The organism is Vogesella lacus (assembly GCF_979366295.1).
On record NZ_CEETQT010000002.1, the window covers coordinates 217,340 to 235,581 of the forward strand.

Here is an 18,242-nt window from a genome sequence, read left to right on the forward strand (position 1 = left end):
CCCGGTTTTCTGCCCTCAGGCCAGGCCATTATTGGTTTTCAGGATGCGGCTGATCTCGCGGATGGTCTGCGTTGGCGGCAAGCCATCGCGGTAAAACATCACCACATTGCGCTGCGGATCGACCAGATAAAAACCGTCAGTGCGCAAACCGGCCGCCGCTGTGCGCCATTGCAATTGCACGCGTTCGGCTGCCTCGCCCTGGGCTGCGCGAATCTGCTGCATGGCAAAGCGGCGCTGGCTGTCTGCCGACTGTTTGCCCTCTCCAACTGCCAGCAATACCCAGTTGCCCGCTGGCCAGGCCGTGGCTACGGCGGATGGCAAGGGCTGCACCAGCAACTGGCCGTGGGTGCGCAGCGCCAGATTCGGCCGCGCCAGATACAGAGCCGTCGAGGCCAGTACCGGCGCGATGGCCAGCGCCAGTATCAGCCACAGCGGCCAACGTTCACGATGCAGCGCGTGCGGCATAAGACCTCCTCAGCAGTAAAAACCAGCCGGCCGACAGACAGATACCCAGCAGCAGCCATTGCACGGCATAGGCATAGTGGCGCTGCGGGTCAAAGCCTGGCCGCAATGGCCACGGGCGAAATGGCCGCACTGTCGGTGCCAGCAACACCAGCCCCGGCAGCAGCGGCGACTTGAGTTCTTGCGCCAGGCCTTGCCAGTCCAGCGCATCGACATCACCCGATGTCGCCACCTTGGCCCCACGCAAGAGATAAGGCTGTGGCCGCGCCACCCAATATCCATGATAGGTGCCGGCCGGCAGCGGCATCTCGGTAAAGGATGCCGGCAAAGCCAGCCAGCCACGATCCAGCACCAGCCAGCGGCCATCCGCCAGCCTTGCCGCACGCCACTCGCGCATGCCCTGGCGGCCATCCAGCAGCGCCGGCAAACGTATCGCCGCCCCGATGGTGACGATGTTGAAAATCACCGGCTGCCCCGCCGGCTGCTCGCCCGCCTGCCAGCGCCGCGCCAGATCTTGCGGCGGCTGGCGCACCATGGCTTCCAGCTGCGCCAGTTGTGCCGAGCGTGCTTCGCCGCGCTGCCATTGCCAGATCGCCAGTGCAAAGGGCAGCAAGACCGGAATCAGCAGCCATATCAGCCGCCAGCGTGGCCTAGACTGCAGTATCACGGCTGCGGGAGTCTCACTCATGAACTGGCTCATCCCCCTGTTGTTATTACTGGTGCTCGCCTCGCTGGCTCATGCCATGGTCAGCATGCTGCGCGGCAAGCGCGGCCCGCAGATGGCAAGAGCACTGACCTTGCGTGTCGCGCTGTCGCTGGGTGTTTTTGTGCTGATCATGCTGGGCAAGCTGGCCGGCAGCTGAAGCCGGCTAAACCCAGTACACGAACACAAACAGGATCAGCCACACCACATCGACAAAGTGCCAGTACCAGGCTGCCGCCTCGAAGGCAAAATGCTGACTGGCACTGAAGTGGCCGCGCTGCACGCGAAACCACATCACCGTCAGCATGGTCACGCCCAACAACACATGCAGGCCGTGAAAGCCGGTCAGCATGAAAAAGGTCATGCCATAAGCGCCGGCCGCCATGGTCAGGCCCAGCTCGGTCAACGCATGGTGGTATTCGTAGATCTGCAGCGACAGGAACAAGCCCCCCAGCAACACGGTGGCGGCAAGGCCAGTGGACAACTGCTGACGGCTGCCGGACAGCAAGCCCCAGTGTGCCCAAGTCAGCGTCGCGCCCGAGGTCAGCAGGATCAGCGTATTGAGTGCCGGCAAGCCCCAGGCCGGCATCGCACGGTATTCGGCGGTGATGCCAGGCCCGGTCTGCAGCGGCCAACTGGCAGTAAAGTCGGGGTAAAGCAGCTTGTGTACCTCGTCGCCCAGTTCGGGCACCGAAATCACCCGCACGTAGTACAAGGCCCCGAAAAAGGCGGCGAAGAACATCACCTCCGAAAAAATGAACCAGCCCATGCCCCAGCGGAAGGAGCCATCCTCGCGTGCCTCGTAACGCCCGGCCAGACCCTCGCGGATCACATCGCCAAACCAGCCGAACAGCATCCACAGCAGAATGGCAAAACCCGCCAGCAAACCGAGCTTGCCCGCCGCGATACCATTCACCGCAAACGAGGCACCCAGCCCGAGGCAAAACAGCGCCAGCGCACCGATAATCGGCCAGCGCGACGGATCGGGCACAAAATAGTGAGTCTGTTCGCCAGCATCCATGATTTCACTCCCTCAACTCGCCAGCTGGCGCACCAGCAACACCAGCAATAACACCAGCACACCGGCCAGCACGATGGCCGCCGTGACAATCTCTGCAAAGCCCAGCCGTTTGTCCTGTCGCGCTGCCTCGCCCTTGCGGATACCGGCGAAAGCCGACAGCACCGCTGCCAGTGCCTGCCACGGTTTCATGTCCGCCCCGGCACATCGAATACGGTGTAGGCCAGCGTGATGCTGTCTATGCTGGCCGGCACCGATTTATCGACGAAAAACACCACCGGAAAACGTTTGGTCTGCCCCGGCTCGAAGGCCTGCTGGGCAAAGCAGAAGCAATCAAGCTTTTTCACATACTCGGCCGCCGCCGCCGGCAGATAACGCGGAATCGCCTGGCCAATCACGCGGCGATTGCTGGCATTGGTGATTTCGTAATCCACCCGCACAAACTCGCCCGGTTTGGCTGTCAGCGTATGCAGCAGCGGCCGCACCTGCCACGGCAGACCTGGCTGCACCGTGGCATCGAATGTCAGCGTCAGCGGTGCGGCCAAGGTTGGCCGCAGCGGTTCCGCCGCGACCTTGTCCGGCTGCAACAGGGTATTCAGGCCGGTAATGCGGCACAGCGCGTCGTAAAGCGGAATCAGCCCCCAGCTGAAGGCAAACATCAGCGCCGCCAGCAGCGCCAGTTTGAGTAGCAGGCGACGGTTGGCCGCCGGTTTGGCCAGCGCAGTCATCTCAGTGGTGCTTTCCGCCCGTCATGGCATCGATACGGCCGTTGTCACCCACCTCCACCACCGGTGCCTCGACAAAGCTGTGATACGGCGCGGGGGTCGGAATCTGCCACTCCAGCGTGTCCGCACCCTCCCACGGCTGTTGCGGCGCGGCTTTGCCGTGGCGAATGCTGTGCAGCATGTTGTAGAGGAAGATCAGCTGACCCAAGCCGAAACAGAAGGCACCGACACTGGCCATGGCATTGAAGTCGGCAAACTGCAGGTTGTAGTCGGGGATGCGGCGTGGCATGCCGGCCAGCCCCAGAAAATGCATGGGGAAGAAAGTCACGTTGAACCAGATCATCGACCACCAGAAGTGGAACTTGCCCAGCCCCTCGTGGTACATGCGCCCGGTCATTTTCGGGAACCAGTAATAGATCGCGGCAAACAGGCTGAACAGCGCGCCGGCCACCAGCACATAGTGGAAATGCGCCACCACGTAATAGGTGTCCTGCAGCTGGATATCGACCGCCGCGATACTCAGCGTCACGCCCGACAGGCCGCCGACGGTAAACAGGCAAATGAAGCCAACGGCAAACAGCATCGGTGTCTCGAAGCTCATACTGCCCTGCCACATGGTGCCTATCCAGTTGAACACTTTCACCCCGGTCGGCACCGCAATCAGCATGGTCGCGTACATGAAAAACAGCTGCGCGGTGGCCGGCATGCCGGTGGTGAACATATGGTGCGCCCACACCATGAAACTGAGGATGGCGATGGAGCTGGTGGCATACACCATCGAGGTGTAGCCGAACAGCGGCTTGCGGCTGAAAGTCGGGATGATATGGCTGACGATGCCGAAGGCCGGCAGCGCCATGATGTAGACCTCGGGGTGGCCGAAGAACCAGAAAATATGCTGGTACAGCACCGGGTCTCCGCCGCCGGCCGCGTTAAAAAAGTGTGTGCCGAAGTGGCGGTCGGTCAGCACCATGGTCACCACACCGGCCAGCACCGGCATCACCGCGATGATCAGATAGGCAGTAATCAGACTGGCCCAGGCAAACATCGGCATTTTCATCATCGTCATGCCCGGTGCGCGCAGATTCAGAATAGTCACGATGATGTTGATCGAACCCATGATGGAGCTGACGCCCATGATGTGAATGGCAAAGATGGTCAGGTCCATGCCCATGCCCATCTGCGTCGACAACGGCGCGTAGAGCGTCCAGCCCGCCGCCGCCGCCCCACCCGGCACCACGAACGAAATCAGCAGTAACAAGGCGGCCGGTGGCAACAGCCAGAAGCTCCAGTTGTTCATGCGCGCAAACGCCATGTCCGGCGCGCCTATCATCAGGGGCAGCATCCAGTTGGCGAGGCCGGTAAAGGCCGGCATGATGGCGCCAAACACCATGATCAGCCCGTGCAGGGTGGTGAACTGGTTGAACAGCTCCGGCTGCCAGAACTGCAAGCCGGGGCGGAACAGCTCGGCACGGATGCCCAGCGCCAGCACGCCACCGAAAATGAACATCGAAAACGCAAACCACAGATACAGGCTGCCGATGTCCTTGTGGTTGGTCGCATACAGCCAGCGCGTGATGCCGTGCGGCTTGCCGTGATGATCGCCATGCGCGGCGTGTGAAGTCTCTGCCATCGCCATGATGCCTGCTCCTTACACCTTGCCACCGCGGGCCGCGGCGATCTCTTTGGGTTGTATCGCCTGACCGGTCTGATTGCCCCAGGCATTGCGCTCGTAAGTCACTACCGCCGCGATATCGGTATCCGACAGCTGCTTGCCCCAGGCCGCCATTGCCGGATTTTTCTTGCTGCCGTTGAGCACGATATCGATATGCGCTGCCTTGTCCTGAGTCACCATTGCCGAGCCATCCAGCGCCGGGAAAGCGCCCGGTATGCCCTTGCCGTTGGCCTGATGACAGGCCACGCAGTTCTGGCTGTAGACCTTCTCGCCGCGCGCTTTCAGATCGGCCAGCGCCCACACCTTGTTCGGGTCATCAAGGTTGGCCGCAGCGGCTTTTTGCCTTGCGGCCAACCATGTCTGGTAATCCGCCGGCGATTTGGCCTCCACCACAATCGGCATGAAGCCGTGATCCTTGCCGCACAGCTCGGCGCACTGGCCGCGATAAGTACCGGGCTGCTCGACCTTGAACCACGCATCGCGCACAAAGCCCGGAATCGCATCGGCCTTCAGCCCCAGCTGCGGCACCCACCAGGCGTGAATCACGTCATTGGCGGTCAGCAGCAGCCGCACCTTGACGCCGGTCGGCACCACCAGCGGCTCGTCAACCTCCAGCAGATAGTGTTCGCCACGATTGGCGGCCTTGACGATGGCGTCTTGCGGCGTGGCCAGGTGACTCATGAACTTCACGCCCTGATCGAGATAGTCGTACTGCCACTTCCACTGATAGCCGGTGACCTTGATGGTCAGCTCGGCGCCGGCGCTGCTTTTCTGCGCCAGAATCAGCTTGGTGGCCGGCCACGCCATGCCGACCAGAATCAGCAGCGGCACCACCGTCCAGATGATTTCGACCGTGGTGTTTTCATGGAAGTGTCTGGCCTGATGGCCGGCGGCCTTGCGGTGGCGCCAGATCGCCCAGAACATCACGCCGAACACCAGCACGAAGATGCTGCCGGTGATGTAGAGCAACAGCATGTGCAGGTCGTAGATGTCCTGCGCCATGCCGGTGGCCGGTGTCTGGAAATTGAGGCCGGCGGCGAAGGCAAGCGGTGCCGGCAATGTCCACCCATAGATCAGATAACGGGAATGCATGACGACTCCCAATGCAAAACGGGGACAGCCACTGCTTAAGGTGGCATCCCCGTTTGGCAAATGCAGTCAACGCCAAGGTTGGCCGCAGGTTCTCGTGTTGGCCGGAAACCGGTCACTCCGGTCGGCCTTGTCTGGTCTGGCCGACTCTGTCAGCAGAATAGGAAGTTAAATCAGGCAAAACAAGTAATTATCATGCGGCATCGCAGCATGACGTCAGCCTTCAAATGGCAGCTCCAGCAAGGGCTGGCCGAGCTTGGCCTGCAAGGTGGCAAGGTTGTCGGCATAGGCCAATTGCTGTGGCACCACGCGATTGGCCACCCAGCCGGCCAGCGTCGCGCCCGACGCATTAATGGCCTGCGCTGTCAGCAGTGCATGGTTGATACAACCCAGTTTCATGCCGACCACCAGAATCACCGGCAAGCCCAGCTGACGTGCCAGATCGGCCATGCTCAGCTCGTCCGACAGAGGGGCCAGCCAGCCGCCCGCGCCTTCCACCAGCAGCACATCGCATTCGGCGGCCAGGCTTTGCATATTGGCACGGATAACATCGAGCGAGATCGTCACGCCCGCCTCGCGGGCCGCGATATGCGGCGACACCGGCGGCAAAAAGCGGTACGGGTTCATCAGCTCGAGATCGGTCTGGCCGGTGGCCGCCGTCAGTCGCGCTACATCGTCATTAAACCAGCGGCCATCCGGCAGAATCTCGCAGCCGGAAGCCACCGGCTTCATCGCCAGCACCTTGCGGCCCTGCGCCTGCCAGTGCTCGATCAGCTTGACCGCGCTGTGGGTCTTGCCGATTTCGGTGTCGGTGCCGGTAATGAAATAGATCTGCGCCATGCTGGCCTCCTGCTTGCAATAAGGCCGTCACTATGCGGCCAACCTTGGCCGCTGCCAAGCCTGCAAGCTCAGCGCGCAAACGCCTCGCGCCAGTCGCCGCACACCGTCACCTTCAGCGCTGCCACATCGACTGCCACTTCCACGCCAATCGGCAAAGTCAGCATCGGGTGGGTGTGGCAGCAATCAAACTCCGCCAGCAACGGCACCGGATTCCCGTCCAGCACTTCCAGCAGGATATCCACCGGCGTGCGCCCCGTACCCTGATCCTTGAAGCCTTCATGCTTGCCCAGCAAGATCGCGCCGACCTTGTCGAACACGCCGGCCAGCTTCAGCATGGTCAGGTTTTTCTCCACCGTCGCCGCGTCTTTCAGGCTGTCTTCAAGCAGCAAGATATCGCCCGCGCGAATCTCAGGCATATACGGGCTGGCCATGATGCCGTACAGCGTATTGTTGTTGCCGCCAATCAGCCGCCCGCGCGCCACGCCGGGCTGCACACAGCGCCAGGCGTTCGGTTGCATGGTCTTGGCGCGGTCTTGCGTTTCCCACGCGATGAATTCTTCCGTCCACTGCGCTGGCATGGTCAATTCATGCGGAAAGCGTGCCTGTTCGCCGACGATATCGACAAAAGCCTGCCAGGTGTCATCCACCAGCGGCGCAAACTCGCCCAGAGATGCCACCAGCGCCGGGCCGTAAAAGGTCGGAATGCCGGTCTGCGCGTACAGCGCCAGCAGCACCGCCGTGGCGTCGGAATAGCCGACCACGATCTTCGGGTCACGGCGAAACGCCGCGTAATCCAGATAGGGCAACAGCGCATTGCTGTTGCTGCCGCCGATGGTAGACATGATGCAGCGCACCTGCGGGTCACGCAGCAGCGCATTCAGCTCCTCGGCCCGCTCGCGCGCCGTACCGGCACGGTAAAAATCCTCCTTGCCGCACAGATTGCCGGGCAAGAAGGCGATGCCTTTTGCGGCGAGAAAATCCTGCGCGCGCTGATAACGGGCGGGGCTTTTGGCGGTAATCGGGAAGGAAGGCGAAAACGCGGCGAGGGTATCGCCCGTGCGCAAGGCGTAGGTCATGGTTTGTCCTGGATAAAGAAACCGTACCGGCCAGCCTAGCGATAAACATGACAAGCGGCAAGGTTGGCCGCAGCGGGTAATGGTGCTTGGCCTGGGAAGCCGGCTGACTGCACCCGACGGGTTGGTGATTAATCAGTTCGTAGGCCGGATTGCCCGCAAGGCCATACCCGTATCTGCAGCCAGTTTGCGCGTTTTTTACTCAGAACCGGTAATGATAGGTTAGGCAGTCGGTTGCTTTCGGCGACGTACATGCGCGACAACAGCCAATATAAATGACGCAAGCAGCGACGATACAACTCCTAAAGCAAATCCAATCCACCGTTCATTACTTTGTGCGGCTTGGTTTCTTGCCTCCTGCGCGGCAAAAAGTGCATCAATAGTCTTGCGGTCCGATTCAACCAGCGGCCGGAGTTGCTCGTGTTCTTGCTGAAGCGACCTGAGTGCCTGCTCCGAAGCAGCAACAGTTGTTCGCTCGTCTTCGACGAATTGAAGAAGCGCTTGAAGGTTGGACTTGGTCTCTTCGAGCTTTTGCGCTTGTACTGAGTAGTTCATGTTTTGAAGGCGCTTGGCTTCGCGTTGCTCGGCCGACCGTTGCTCGACGACGTAAATGGTGGAAGCCCCAACAATTGAAATAACTAATGTCAGGAAGCCAGTTACGCGTGGTGAACGTTCATATAGTTTTTGCCACTTTCGGACAAGAAGCTCTGCTGCACTATCAATTAAAAGAAACGACATAGGAATCTCTGGAGTAATTATTGCCTGCTGCCTGACATGTAGTTGACACCGATTCAGGTGTCTCTTTCTTTTGTTGATGTATTTATCACGTCATGATATTGAGATATCGATAGAACAGGCAAGGCGCTTATGCCTATGACCACCAGCAAAGCATGGCCAGTCAGCCCCCCCCCCCCGCAGCCCAGACCAAACGCAGCAAAGCTCCGCACTCGCCGAGCAGACGTCACGCCACCTGACCGCAAACACAAACAACAATGCCGACCTCGTGGGTCGGCATTTTGTTTTGTCCGCGATGGCGGCAGAACCGGTATGGGTCGGCCTTGTGAGCCTTTGATCTCTGGCCTTGCGGCCAACCTTGTCCGGTATGAGGGTTGGCCGCAAAGCTTGCGCGCTCTGTGCGATGCCGGCCGCAGACGGCAGCCGGCGACGGATTTACACCGGGCCTTGCGCGTGGACGCGCTCGACCTTGCTGTGCAGTTTGTTGAGGGCCGCCAGATACGCCTTCGCGCTGGCGACGATGATGTCGGTGTCGGCGCCCTGACCGTTGGCGATGCGCCCATCCTTGGCCAGACGCACGGTCACTTCGCCTTGCGACTCGGTGCCCTTGGTAATGGCATTCACCGAGTACAGTTCCAGCTAGTAGGGTACGTCACCCCTCGCGTGCGAATCTTTGATTCGCTCAGCACGGGGCGACGTACCGATTGTTTGGCGAGTGAGCGGACTGATCAGGAATGGCTTGATGGTGTGCCTCCCGGCAAGCCGGGAGACAGCCCCCTACGAATTGGTGATAACCCCGCCTTACGGCCTTCAGTTTTGCAGCTGTAATTCAGCAGCTCTGCGGCCAGCCTGTTGTTCTATCACGATCTTGCCCACGGCCAGCAGCACCCCGGCGGCCAACAAAGACATGACTTGCCAGTCTGCCGCCGCACCGAAAAATACTTCGCTGGCATAGCTGAACAAAGGAATCACGCTCAGGCACAGCATGGTGATCATTGGCGAACAAGTCTGCATGCCTTTCTGCATCAGAAACATCGGCGCGACCACGCCGCCAATCATCAGCAACCACAGTTTCCCGTCCAGCAGGGTGATGCCCGCTTCATGCGGCGACAGCCAGACCATGAGGAAAGCAGCCAGCCAGGTGAGGTAAAAGCGGTGCGCCAGGATCAGGCTGGCACCCAGTCCGCGAGCTGCGGCCTCGGCAGAGTAGCCGGCAATCAGAGCGGCACCGGCGGCAGCCAGCAAGGCCAGCACAATGCCAGAGATTTCTGCCACGCCCGGCATGGCGACCTGCATCAGCATGGCAATCAGGCCCAGCATCATGATAGCCAAGCTGACCAGCAAGGTGGACAGTTCGAGACGCCCCGTGCGCAGCAGCCACAGACTGATCCAGAATGGCCCTGCCGCGGCCTCGAGCAAGCTGGCGATCGAGGCCGGAATCAATGTGATGGCGACAAAGAAGCTGATAAAAACTACCGCCGAGGCAAGATTCAACTTGAGCAAGAGCATGCGACTGCCAGCCGGCAGGCGCATCCCCATCAGGCGCGAGCCAGTGCCATAGACAAGCGTACAGGCAAGAAAGGCCAGCGCCACGCACAGCAGAGTCGCGGTCGCATTCATGCCTTGAGTCATATAGCCGTAGGAAAGGCCTTGCAACAATACCGAGGCCAGAATGCAGACGATGGGATAAGCAGACATGACTATCTCCTGGCATGGCAAAACGCCGACCTCGTGGGTCGGCATTTACCATGGCCTAGATGGGGGCAATGGGGGAATGGGTCGGCCTTGTGAGCCTTTGATCTCTGGCCTTGCGGCCAACCTTGTCCGGTAAGAGGGTTGGCCGCAAAGCTTGCGCGCTCTGTGCGATGCCGGCCGCAGGCTGCAGCCGGCGACGGATTTACACCGGGCCTTGCGCGTGGACGCGCTCGACCTTGCTGTGCAGTTTGTTGAGGGCCGCCAGATACGCCTTGGCGCTGGCGACGATGATGTCGGTGTCGGCGCCCTGACCGTTGGCGATGCGGCCATCCTTGGCCAGTCGCACGGTCACTTCGCCTTGCGATTCGGTGCCCTTGGTGATGGCATTGACCGAGTACAGCTCCAGTTCGGCTTCGGATTTCACCACGCTTTCGATGGCCTTGAAGGCGGCATCAACCGGGCCGGAGCCAGTGGATTCGGCACGCTGTTCGTTGCCGTGTTCGACAAACACGATCTGCGCTTGCGGCGCTTCGCCGGTTTCGGTGGCCACACGCAGCGACACGAATTTGTAGTCTTCCTGCTCGGCCGCCACCAGCTGGTCGGATACCAGCGCGTGCAAGTCTTCGTCGAAGATTTCGCGCTTCTTGTCGGCCAGCTCCTTGAAGCGGGCGAAGGCGGCGTTCAGCGCTTCTTCGGATTCCAGCACGATGCCCAGCGCCTGCAATTTGGTGCGGAAGGCATTGCGGCCGGACAATTTGCCCAGGGTCAGACGGTTGGCCGTCCAGCCCACCGATTCGGCCGACATGATTTCGTAAGTCTCGCGGTGCTTGAGCACGCCATCCTGATGGATGCCGGATTCGTGGGCGAAGGCATTCGCGCCGACAATCGCCTTGTTCGGCTGCACCGGGTAGCCGGTGATGGTGGACACCAGCTTGGACGCCGGCACGATCTGCGTTGCGTCTACCGCTGTCTCGACATTGAACACGTCCTTGCGGGTCTTCACCGCCATCACGATTTCTTCCATCGCGGCATTGCCGGCACGCTCGCCCAGACCGTTGATGGTGCATTCCACCTGACGCGCGCCACCCAGAACAGCCGCGAGGCTGTTGGCGACAGCCATGCCCAGATCGTTGTGGCAGTGCGCCGACCAGATCACCTTGTCGCCGCCTTCGGTCTTGGCGATCAGCTCGCGGAAGAAGGCTTCGGTGATTTTCGGTACGGCATAGCCGACGGTATCCGGCACGTTCAATGTGGTGGCGCCAGCCTTGATCACTTCGCCAAAAATGCGGGCGAGGAAGTCGATGTCGGAACGCAGGGCGTCTTCGGCCGAAAACTCCACATCATCGGTGTATTCACGCGCCAGTTTTACTGCCTTCACCGCGGCCTCGACCACTTCGTCCGGCGTCATGCGCAGCTTTTTCTCCATATGGATAGGGCTGGTGGCGATGAAGGTGTGGATACGCTTTTTCGGGGCCGGAGCAATCGCCTCGCCGGCGGCACGGATGTCGCGCTCGTTGGCACGCGCCAGGCTACAGACGGTGGAATCCTTCACCACTTCGGCAATGGCGCGAATCGCATCGGCGTCGCCCGGACTGGCGGCGGCAAAGCCGGCCTCGATGATGTCTACACCCAGACGTTCCAGCTGGCGGGCGATGCGTACCTTTTCTTCCTTGGTCATGGCTGCGCCTGGCGATTGTTCGCCGTCACGCAAGGTGGTGTCGAAAATGTAAAGACGGTCGCCCATGTCTGGTGATCTCCATTGTCCCGCCGGCTGTGCGCCAGTCAGATAGTCGTTGAAATCGAATCGTTTGCCCTGGTTGGCCGCAATGTGCGCCAGCTTGTTGAGCTGGGCGAGGGGCAAGGTGCCGCGCTCGCGCCATTTATAGATAGCTGCACGCGACACCGGCTCGTCTGGAAAGGCTGCCGTCAACGCTTCTGCGAGCGTTCCCGGGCCGCCAAAGTCCGCGATCAGACGTTCGATGTCTAACTGCATGCTGCTTCTCCTCTTGGTTTATGGCCTTACCATACGGGCCATCACGACAAGATGTCAAACATTCGCCACGATTTTGTGTTGCATCTGCACAAAAGCTGTTGTCCAAAGTGAAATATTAGACAATTTGTCTGATTTTGACTGCAAAAAAAGCGCTGTCATGCAGCGCTTGTCTGAATTTGCCGGCTGCCGTCGCAGATCTGTCAAAGCGGCAGGGCCAGCACGATGGCGGCCGGCGAGAACACTGCCGCCGCCCGATCGCCCGTTTGCCAGGCCGGCACGGCCACACCTTCGTGCACGAGGCTGGCAACAATGCTGAGGCCGTCGCCAAGTGCCAGCACCACCTCGCTATTGTTGGCCGCATGCTGCACGCGGCTGATCTGCCCCGCCAGCACATTGCCGCCCGCCGCCACCACCGCCTCCTCCGGCAATAGCCGTACTGCCGGTGCCTTCAGCAGCGCAAACAGCGCCATGCCTTCGCAAAGGCCCAGCTGGGCCGCGCTTTCGGCGGTGATGTCGGCATGCAGGGTCTGGCCACCAGCCAGCGCCAGCCTCACTCGCACATTCACGCCATCGGCCTGCAGACTGATGACGTTGGCCGCAAACTGGTTGCGCGCACTGGTCTGCAAGGCCAGCCGGCGCAGCAGCAGATAATCGTCGGCCATGCCGGCCGTCTGCCGCGACAGCTGCTGCACAAACTGCTGGTGCACCGCTTCGATCTGGCGGAAGTTGGCCACCAGCTGCTGACCGCGCTGCGTCAGGCGCGTGCCGCCGCCGCCCTTGCCACCGGCCAGGCGTTCCACCAGCGGCTGCCCGGCCAGATTGTTCATGGTCTCGATCGCATCCCACGCCGCCTTGTAGCTGAGGCCGACCGCCTGCGCCGCACGGGTAATCGAGCCGCAATCGGCAATCGCCGCCAGCAAATCCAGCCGGTTACGACCACCAAATCGCTGGCCATCGACACTCAGCCAGATCTCGCCATGTACTTGCAGCCCTTGTTCAGCCATTGCCTTGCTCCACTACCCTGCCCTCACGCAGATGTACGACCTCGCCGGCAAACGCCGCCACGTCTTCGGGGTCGTGACTGATCAGCACCATCGGCATCGCCAGCCGCTGCTGCAGCTGCAACAGCTCGCGGCGCATGCCGGCGCGCAATTCGCCATCGAGTGCGGCGAATGGCTCGTCCAGCAGCAGCACTTGCGGCTCGGCCACCAGCGCGCGCGCCAGTGCCACCCGCTGGCGCTGGCCGCCAGACAAGGCCGCCGGATACATCGCCGACAGCGCCTCCAGCCCCAGTGCGGCCAACCAGTAATCGACCGCCTCATCCTGATGACGCCGCGAGGGATTCAGCCAGCCACGCGCCAGCGCAAACGCCACGTTCTGCCGCACATCCAGATGCGGAAATAGCGCGTAATCCTGAAACACATAGCCGACCCGGCGCTGTCGCGCCGGCATATCCATAAGGTTGGCCGCATCAAACAGCGTCTGCCCCGCCACACGGATATGGCCATGATCGGGCTGCAGCAGGCCGGCGATAGCCTTCAGCGTCAGACTCTTGCCCGAACCGGATGGCCCGAACAACACCAGCCGCTGGCTGTCGGTGGCCACGCGCACGTCCAGATCAAAACGGCGCGTGCCGCTTTGCAGGGTTTTCTGCAGATGAAAGTCAATCAGCATGCTGGCCTCCACCTCGTTTGCCCAGCCAGTTGGCCAGCAGCAGAATGCTGATGCACAGCGCCGAGATGATCAGCACCAGCGTATTGGCCAGCTCGTCCTGCCCGGCCTGCACTGCCTCGTAGACGGCGATCGACAGGGTTTGCGTCTTGCCCGGAATGCTGCCGGCCACCATCAGCGTGGCACCGAATTCGCCCAGCGCCCGCGCAAACGCCAGCAAGACGCCGGCCAGAATGCCGCGCCAGGCCAGCGGCAGGGTCACGCGGAAAAACAGTGCCAGCTCCGACAGCCCCAACACGCGGGCGGCCTGCTCCAGCTGGCCATCCACCGACTCGAAGGCCGCGCGCGCCGGCTTGAATACCAGCGGGAAAGCCACCACCGTGGCGGCAATCACCGCGCCCTGCCAGCTGAAAATCAGCTGGATGCCGAGGCTGTCATGCAGCCAGCCCCCCAGCGTGCTGCGCCGCCCCAGCAACACCAGCAGGTAATAACCGAGCACCGTCGGCGGCAGCACCATCGGCAGCGTCAGCACGGTATCCAGCAGATCACGCCCGACAAAACGGCCGCGCGCCAGCACAAAGCCGGTGGCCACACCAAGCAGTGCGGCCAACACGGTGGCGCAGCCGGCGACCTTCAGCGATAGCCACAGCGCCGGCCAGATATCGGGAGTCATCAGGGTTTCAGAAAGCCGTAGCGCAGCAGCACGGCCTGGCCTGCTGGCGAACGCAAATGATCGGCAAATTGCCGTGCCACTTGCGGCTGTTTGCTGTCACGGGTCACGGCCAGCGGATAGCGCACCGCCTCGGCCAATGGCACGCGCAGCGCTTGGCGTACCTTGTCCGGCATGATGGCGGCGTCGGTGGCGTAGACAAAACCGGCCTCGACTTCGCCCCGCGCCACGTAATCCAGCGATTGGCGCACATTCTGCGTCAGGATGGCCTTGGCACTGATGGCCGGCCACAATCCGGCCTGCTGCAAGGCATCCTGGGCATAGCGCCCTACCGGCACACTGGCCGGATTACCGATGGCAACCTTCTGCACCGCCGCCTGCTGCAAGTCGGCCAGACTTTGCAGCTTGAGTTTGCTATCAGCCGGCACCACCAGCACCAGCGCATTGCCGGCAAAGTCACGGCGGCTATCGTTGCGGATCAGGCCCTGTTGCTGCGCCTGATCCATGCTGTCCTGATCGGCGCTGGCAAATACATCGACCGGTGCACCCTTGGCGATCTGCTGCAACAGCGCGCCGGAGGCGGCAAAGTTCAGCAGCACTTTGTGTTGCGGATGCTTCTGCTCGAAATCACGCGCGATATCGCGCATGGCATTGCTGAGGCTGGACGCAGCCGACACGGTGATTTCCGCCGCCTGCGCCATACCCGCACCAATAAGCAGCATCACGCCGGCACATACTGATTTCAATTGCATTGCCCTCTCCCGTTCACGCCAATGACATGCTGCGCAATATAGCGCGATATATAGCGCCGGAACAATGCCCACAAGGATATAGCTCATCCCTGTGTCGGCAGGTTGGCCGCGACAATACAACAAATGCACAAATGAGAATGGTTCCTATTGCATTTCATTGCTATGATAGGCAACTTCTCAGCAGCATCAGCCCTGCCCACAAGCAAACACGGCGCGGCGACCTTCACGACCATGAACCTTGTACAAACTCGCAGCAGCTCAGCCAACACCATCGTCTGGGCACAGGAAAGCAGCCCCGGCCTGCATATCAGTGCCAATCGCACCTTTGGCCATAAGCACCGCCACCAGAATGCCTGCAGCAGCGGCATGCGCGTGATCATCATGCTGCGTGGCGAGCTGAGTCTTGGCTTTGACCAGCAAAGACACGAGGTCGGCAACGATCGCTCGGCTTCACCCGAGATCCTGCTGGTGAATCTGCGCGAGGATGGCGAGTTTGCCCGGCTGGACAGTCGCGGCGCGGAAGAAAGCAAGGTCTGCCTGTCGCTGAGCCATGACTGGCTGCAACAGCATGGTCTGGAGCAAGCGCTGCATGGCTCGCGCCTTGGCCAGTTGCTGGGCGAGCATCTGGCACATGCACGGCTGCAGGCCAATGGCCGCATCCGGCAACTGGCGCGGCAGCTGCTGGAACAGCGCAGCGAACTGCCGGCGCTGCAAGCCCTGCAGCGTGACAGCCTGGCGCTGTGCCTGCTGAGCGAGCTGTTCGGCACACTGGAGCAGGCGCGCAGCGACAATCATGCACCGCTTGCGGCCAACCCAAGACTGCAGCGTTTGTGCGAGTTGATTCGCGATGATCATCAGCGCGACTGGAATATGGCCGAGCTGGCCAGCGAAGCCTGCATGAGTAGCAGCACGCTACAGCGCCATTTCCGCCGTGCTTATGGCTGCAGCGTGATGGACTTCATCCGCAAGGCACGGCTGGAACATGCGCGCCAGCAGCTGCTCAGCAGCGATGCCAGTATCACCCATATCGCGCTGGATGCCGGCTATAACTCTGCGGCCAACTTCGCCACGGCCTTCCGCCGCCAGTTCGGCCACCCGCCCAGCCAGCTGCGGCAATAAGGGCATCACCATGAAAAAACCCCGGCGGATACCGGGGTTTCATTTTGCCATCAGGCCTGCTTAGACCGCCGGCTTGCGTCGCAACAGCTGCCAGGCGGTCATCACATAGCCCGACAAGGCATAGCAGACAAAGAAGCCGAACAGCACCAGCGGCGGTTCGGACACCAGCAGCATCAGCCCGACCACCAGCGCCAGCAGCATCACGAACGGCACGCGACGGCGCAAGTGGATTTCCTTGAAGCTCCAGTACTTCACATTGGTCACCATGGTGATGCCGGAAAACGCGGTAAACGCCAGCAACACCCAGTCGAGGCCCGGCGTTGCCTGATAGCCATAGGCATGACAGATCCACACCAGACCAGCCACCAGTGCCGCCGCGGCCGGACTTGGCAGGCCGATAAACCAGCGCTTGTCGGTGCTGCCTATCATGGTGTTGAAACGCGCCAGACGCAGCGCCGCACCGGCACAGTGAATGAAGGCAACCATCCAGCCCAGCTTGCCGAAGTCCTGCAGCAGCCACTCGTAGGCCACCAGCGCCGGTGCCACACCGAAACTCACCATGTCCGACAGACTATCGAATTCGGCACCGAAGGCACTCTGGCTATGGGTAAGGCGTGCCACGCGGCCATCGAGACCATCCAGAATCATCGCCATGAAGATGGCCACGGCGGCGTGTTCGAAGTTCTGGTTCATCGCCTGCACGATGGCGTAAAAGCCGGCAAACAAGGCCGCCAGCGTAAAAGAATTGGGTAAGAGGTAGATGCCCTGACGGCGCAGGGAGGGCTTGTGCCCCGGTTCTGTATGCATTGCTCAGCCCTTGTGATTATTGTTGGCACCAGGCGAGACACCCGGCTAATGGCGCATTCTAAAACGCGGGAGCAGGCAAGCCAATGTTTGTTGCCTCTCACTCCAGAATGCTTGCAGGGCTCTGCCGCTGGCAAAGAGGCCTATCCCTGCGCTGGCGAGATCAGCAGCAGGTAGTAGCACCCTCAATACCAAGCGACGATTGCCTCGGCAGATCTGATGATTTTCTGCAGCGGGAGTAAGCTATCGCCCGGTCAGCCGCATGATGGCCAGATAGGTCTGAACAACACACGGGCGCATTTTCAGCACAAACGCATCGCGTTGCACAAGCCAGACCAGTTGCGTATTCTGGGCCATCTCTCCATACCCCAATGCCATGAAGATCATTTCGCCCCTTTGTGCCATCACCATGCTTGCCTTGAGCCTGCCAGCCATGGCCGGCAATTTTCGCGTCATGGTTGACCTGATTCCGCCCTATACCTATCAGCTGGGACAGCGCGTCGGCGAATCGGATGGTGTCGTGATCGAGATCGTTGAAGCCGCCCTGCAAACGGCCGGCATGAGCTACGACAAACCACCCAGGCAACTCCCCTGGCGCCGGGCACAGCAAGAGGCGGCTGAAACACCAGGGGCACTGATCTTCCCGTTTGCCCGCACACCGCTGCGCGAAACACACTGGCAGTGGATCGGTGTCGTGATCGATGAAAGCCTCTACATTTACACCAATACCAACAAGGCCCTGTCCGGCAACCTTGAGGAGCTGGCAAGGCTGCAACGTATCGGCGTACTGGCGGGTGGCGCACCGCATAGCCTCGCCATCGAACACAAACTGAATTTCGAGACGGCAGCCAACGAGATGATCAACTTCAACAAGCTGGCCCTGAATCGCGTGGATGCCGTACTAAGCCAAGAATTCATGGCAAAGGCCGGACTGCAATGCGCGGCGCTGCGCGCCCCCAAGCAAAGCCCCTTGCCACAACTGCTTGCCGGCATCCGGCAAACCGGCAAAGTACAGCCCTTGCCTTTATGGCTGGCAACTTCACTCAAAACACCTGAAGCCGATGTGTTGCGCTTGCGTCATGCACTGGAAAGCTTCCGGACAACAGCAAGCTACAAGCTGATTCTGAAACGCTATCTAAGCAACCAAGTCAATCACGCAAGTTATTGCCCTCAGAACGAAAGCTAAGTGCGCCAAGACCGGGCCGCAGGCGCAAAAAAGCC

General features: G+C 61.0%; 20 protein-coding genes and 1 pseudogene. 3 read left to right on the forward strand and 18 right to left on the reverse strand.

Annotated elements, in window-relative coordinates:
* Positions 1-15: 15 nt before the first annotated feature.
* Positions 16-465, reverse strand: a complete 450-nt coding sequence (locus ACZ9W6_RS03300) for a hypothetical protein (RefSeq protein ID WP_465189656.1) — start codon at positions 463-465, stop codon at positions 16-18.
* Positions 443-1,150: an SURF1 family protein gene (locus tag ACZ9W6_RS03305; protein ID WP_465189657.1), complete on the reverse strand. Its 708-nt coding sequence runs from the start codon at positions 1,148-1,150 to the stop codon at positions 443-445. The genes ACZ9W6_RS03300 and ACZ9W6_RS03305 overlap by 23 nt, the downstream gene beginning before the upstream one ends.
* Between ACZ9W6_RS03305 and ACZ9W6_RS03310 the strand changes: the two genes are divergently transcribed.
* On the forward strand, positions 1,149-1,325 hold the full coding sequence (locus ACZ9W6_RS03310) for a DUF2909 family protein (RefSeq protein ID WP_465189658.1): 177 nt from the start codon (positions 1,149-1,151) through the stop codon (positions 1,323-1,325). The genes ACZ9W6_RS03305 and ACZ9W6_RS03310 overlap by 2 nt on opposite strands.
* A 6-nt stretch (positions 1,326-1,331) precedes the next feature.
* On the opposite strand, the gene ACZ9W6_RS03315 is transcribed toward ACZ9W6_RS03310, so the two are convergent.
* From ACZ9W6_RS03315 to modA, 15 genes and pseudogenes are all read right to left on the reverse strand, one after another.
* Positions 1,332-2,186 carry a cytochrome c oxidase subunit 3 gene (locus ACZ9W6_RS03315; protein WP_465189659.1) on the reverse strand — a complete coding sequence of 285 codons (855 nt, stop codon included), beginning with the start codon at positions 2,184-2,186 and terminating at the stop codon, positions 1,332-1,334.
* Positions 2,187-2,198: 12 nt separating this feature from the next.
* Entirely contained in the window at positions 2,199-2,375 is a 177-nt protein-coding gene (locus ACZ9W6_RS03320) for a DUF2970 domain-containing protein (protein WP_465189660.1), read from the reverse strand.
* Complete coding sequence (locus ACZ9W6_RS03325) at positions 2,372-2,911, reverse strand: cytochrome c oxidase assembly protein (RefSeq protein ID WP_465189661.1); 540 nt, start codon at positions 2,909-2,911, stop codon at positions 2,372-2,374. The genes ACZ9W6_RS03320 and ACZ9W6_RS03325 overlap by 4 nt, the downstream gene beginning before the upstream one ends.
* A 1-nt stretch (position 2,912) precedes the next feature.
* Positions 2,913-4,544, reverse strand: a complete 1,632-nt coding sequence (ctaD, locus tag ACZ9W6_RS03330; RefSeq protein ID WP_465189662.1) for a cytochrome c oxidase subunit I — start codon at positions 4,542-4,544, stop codon at positions 2,913-2,915.
* A 12-nt stretch (positions 4,545-4,556) separates the two neighbouring features.
* Entirely contained in the window at positions 4,557-5,672 is a 1,116-nt protein-coding gene (coxB, locus tag ACZ9W6_RS03335; RefSeq protein WP_465189663.1) for a cytochrome c oxidase subunit II, read from the reverse strand.
* Between the two features lie 213 nt (positions 5,673-5,885).
* Complete coding sequence (gene bioD, locus ACZ9W6_RS03340; RefSeq protein ID WP_465189664.1) at positions 5,886-6,509, reverse strand: dethiobiotin synthase; 624 nt, start codon at positions 6,507-6,509, stop codon at positions 5,886-5,888.
* Between the two features lie 68 nt (positions 6,510-6,577).
* Entirely contained in the window at positions 6,578-7,585 is a 1,008-nt protein-coding gene (locus ACZ9W6_RS03345) for a S66 family peptidase (RefSeq protein ID WP_465189665.1), read from the reverse strand.
* Positions 7,586-7,804: 219 nt separating this feature from the next.
* On the reverse strand, positions 7,805-8,320 hold the full coding sequence (locus ACZ9W6_RS03350) for a hypothetical protein (protein WP_465189666.1): 516 nt from the start codon (positions 8,318-8,320) through the stop codon (positions 7,805-7,807).
* A gap of 432 nt (positions 8,321-8,752) precedes the next feature.
* Positions 8,753-8,956: pseudogene (locus ACZ9W6_RS03355) on the reverse strand (alpha-isopropylmalate synthase regulatory domain-containing protein); the annotation flags it as partial.
* A gap of 171 nt (positions 8,957-9,127) precedes the next feature.
* On the reverse strand, positions 9,128-10,015 hold the full coding sequence (locus tag ACZ9W6_RS03360) for a hypothetical protein (protein ID WP_465189667.1): 888 nt from the start codon (positions 10,013-10,015) through the stop codon (positions 9,128-9,130).
* Positions 10,016-10,214: 199 nt separating this feature from the next.
* Positions 10,215-12,005 (reverse strand): 2-isopropylmalate synthase, encoded by a 1,791-nt coding sequence (locus tag ACZ9W6_RS03365; protein WP_465189668.1) that lies wholly within the window; start codon positions 12,003-12,005, stop codon positions 10,215-10,217.
* A 200-nt stretch (positions 12,006-12,205) separates the two neighbouring features.
* Positions 12,206-13,009 carry a TOBE domain-containing protein gene (locus ACZ9W6_RS03370; protein ID WP_465189669.1) on the reverse strand — a complete coding sequence of 268 codons (804 nt, stop codon included), beginning with the start codon at positions 13,007-13,009 and terminating at the stop codon, positions 12,206-12,208.
* Complete coding sequence (locus ACZ9W6_RS03375) at positions 13,002-13,679, reverse strand: ATP-binding cassette domain-containing protein (protein WP_465189670.1); 678 nt, start codon at positions 13,677-13,679, stop codon at positions 13,002-13,004. Before ACZ9W6_RS03375 ends, ACZ9W6_RS03370 begins: the two co-directional genes overlap by 8 nt.
* Positions 13,669-14,349, reverse strand: coding sequence for a molybdate ABC transporter permease subunit (modB, locus tag ACZ9W6_RS03380; RefSeq protein WP_465189671.1), 681 nt, complete (start codon positions 14,347-14,349; stop codon positions 13,669-13,671). The genes ACZ9W6_RS03375 and modB overlap by 11 nt, the downstream gene beginning before the upstream one ends.
* Complete coding sequence (modA, locus tag ACZ9W6_RS03385; RefSeq protein WP_465189672.1) at positions 14,349-15,098, reverse strand: molybdate ABC transporter substrate-binding protein; 750 nt, start codon at positions 15,096-15,098, stop codon at positions 14,349-14,351. The genes modB and modA overlap by 1 nt, the downstream gene beginning before the upstream one ends.
* A gap of 231 nt (positions 15,099-15,329) precedes the next feature.
* On the opposite strand from modA, the gene ACZ9W6_RS03390 reads away from it, so the two are divergent.
* Complete coding sequence (locus ACZ9W6_RS03390) at positions 15,330-16,217, forward strand: helix-turn-helix domain-containing protein (RefSeq protein ID WP_465189673.1); 888 nt, start codon at positions 15,330-15,332, stop codon at positions 16,215-16,217.
* A gap of 60 nt (positions 16,218-16,277) precedes the next feature.
* Here ACZ9W6_RS03390 and pssA read toward each other — a convergent pair whose 3' ends face one another.
* The gene (pssA, locus tag ACZ9W6_RS03395) at positions 16,278-17,024 is read right to left on the reverse strand and encodes a CDP-diacylglycerol--serine O-phosphatidyltransferase (RefSeq protein ID WP_465189674.1); all 747 of its coding nucleotides are present in this window, start codon (positions 17,022-17,024) and stop codon (positions 16,278-16,280) included.
* 373 nt (positions 17,025-17,397) lie between these two features.
* Between pssA and ACZ9W6_RS03400 the strand changes: the two genes are divergently transcribed.
* The gene (locus ACZ9W6_RS03400; protein ID WP_465189675.1) at positions 17,398-18,207 is read left to right on the forward strand and encodes a hypothetical protein; all 810 of its coding nucleotides are present in this window, start codon (positions 17,398-17,400) and stop codon (positions 18,205-18,207) included.
* Positions 18,208-18,242: the final 35 nt, after the last annotated feature.

Excerpts from the sequence above, each read along its gene's own strand:
- ACZ9W6_RS03300 (WP_465189656.1), bottom strand. The coding sequence starts at position 465 with ATGCCGCACGCGCTGCATCGTGAACGTTGGCCGCTGTGGCTGATACTG.
- ACZ9W6_RS03310 (WP_465189658.1), top strand. The coding sequence starts at position 1,149 with ATGAACTGGCTCATCCCCCTGTTGTTATTACTGGTGCTCGCCTCGCTG.
- ACZ9W6_RS03305 (WP_465189657.1), bottom strand. The coding sequence starts at position 1,150 with ATGAGTGAGACTCCCGCAGCCGTGATACTGCAGTCTAGGCCACGCTGG.
- ACZ9W6_RS03315 (WP_465189659.1), bottom strand. The coding sequence starts at position 2,186 with ATGGATGCTGGCGAACAGACTCACTATTTTGTGCCCGATCCGTCGCGC.
- ACZ9W6_RS03320 (WP_465189660.1), bottom strand. The coding sequence starts at position 2,375 with ATGAAACCGTGGCAGGCACTGGCAGCGGTGCTGTCGGCTTTCGCCGGT.
- ACZ9W6_RS03325 (WP_465189661.1), bottom strand. The coding sequence starts at position 2,911 with ATGACTGCGCTGGCCAAACCGGCGGCCAACCGTCGCCTGCTACTCAAA.
- ctaD (WP_465189662.1), bottom strand. The coding sequence starts at position 4,544 with ATGGCGATGGCAGAGACTTCACACGCCGCGCATGGCGATCATCACGGC.
- coxB (WP_465189663.1), bottom strand. The coding sequence starts at position 5,672 with ATGCATTCCCGTTATCTGATCTATGGGTGGACATTGCCGGCACCGCTT.
- bioD (WP_465189664.1), bottom strand. The coding sequence starts at position 6,509 with ATGGCGCAGATCTATTTCATTACCGGCACCGACACCGAAATCGGCAAG.
- ACZ9W6_RS03345 (WP_465189665.1), bottom strand. The coding sequence starts at position 7,585 with ATGACCTACGCCTTGCGCACGGGCGATACCCTCGCCGCGTTTTCGCCT.
- ACZ9W6_RS03350 (WP_465189666.1), bottom strand. The coding sequence starts at position 8,320 with ATGTCGTTTCTTTTAATTGATAGTGCAGCAGAGCTTCTTGTCCGAAAG.
- ACZ9W6_RS03360 (WP_465189667.1), bottom strand. The coding sequence starts at position 10,015 with ATGTCTGCTTATCCCATCGTCTGCATTCTGGCCTCGGTATTGTTGCAA.
- ACZ9W6_RS03365 (WP_465189668.1), bottom strand. The coding sequence starts at position 12,005 with ATGCAGTTAGACATCGAACGTCTGATCGCGGACTTTGGCGGCCCGGGA.
- ACZ9W6_RS03370 (WP_465189669.1), bottom strand. The coding sequence starts at position 13,009 with ATGGCTGAACAAGGGCTGCAAGTACATGGCGAGATCTGGCTGAGTGTC.
- ACZ9W6_RS03375 (WP_465189670.1), bottom strand. The coding sequence starts at position 13,679 with ATGCTGATTGACTTTCATCTGCAGAAAACCCTGCAAAGCGGCACGCGC.
- modB (WP_465189671.1), bottom strand. The coding sequence starts at position 14,349 with ATGACTCCCGATATCTGGCCGGCGCTGTGGCTATCGCTGAAGGTCGCC.
- modA (WP_465189672.1), bottom strand. The coding sequence starts at position 15,098 with ATGCAATTGAAATCAGTATGTGCCGGCGTGATGCTGCTTATTGGTGCG.
- ACZ9W6_RS03390 (WP_465189673.1), top strand. The coding sequence starts at position 15,330 with ATGAACCTTGTACAAACTCGCAGCAGCTCAGCCAACACCATCGTCTGG.
- pssA (WP_465189674.1), bottom strand. The coding sequence starts at position 17,024 with ATGCATACAGAACCGGGGCACAAGCCCTCCCTGCGCCGTCAGGGCATC.
- ACZ9W6_RS03400 (WP_465189675.1), top strand. The coding sequence starts at position 17,398 with ATGAAGATCATTTCGCCCCTTTGTGCCATCACCATGCTTGCCTTGAGC.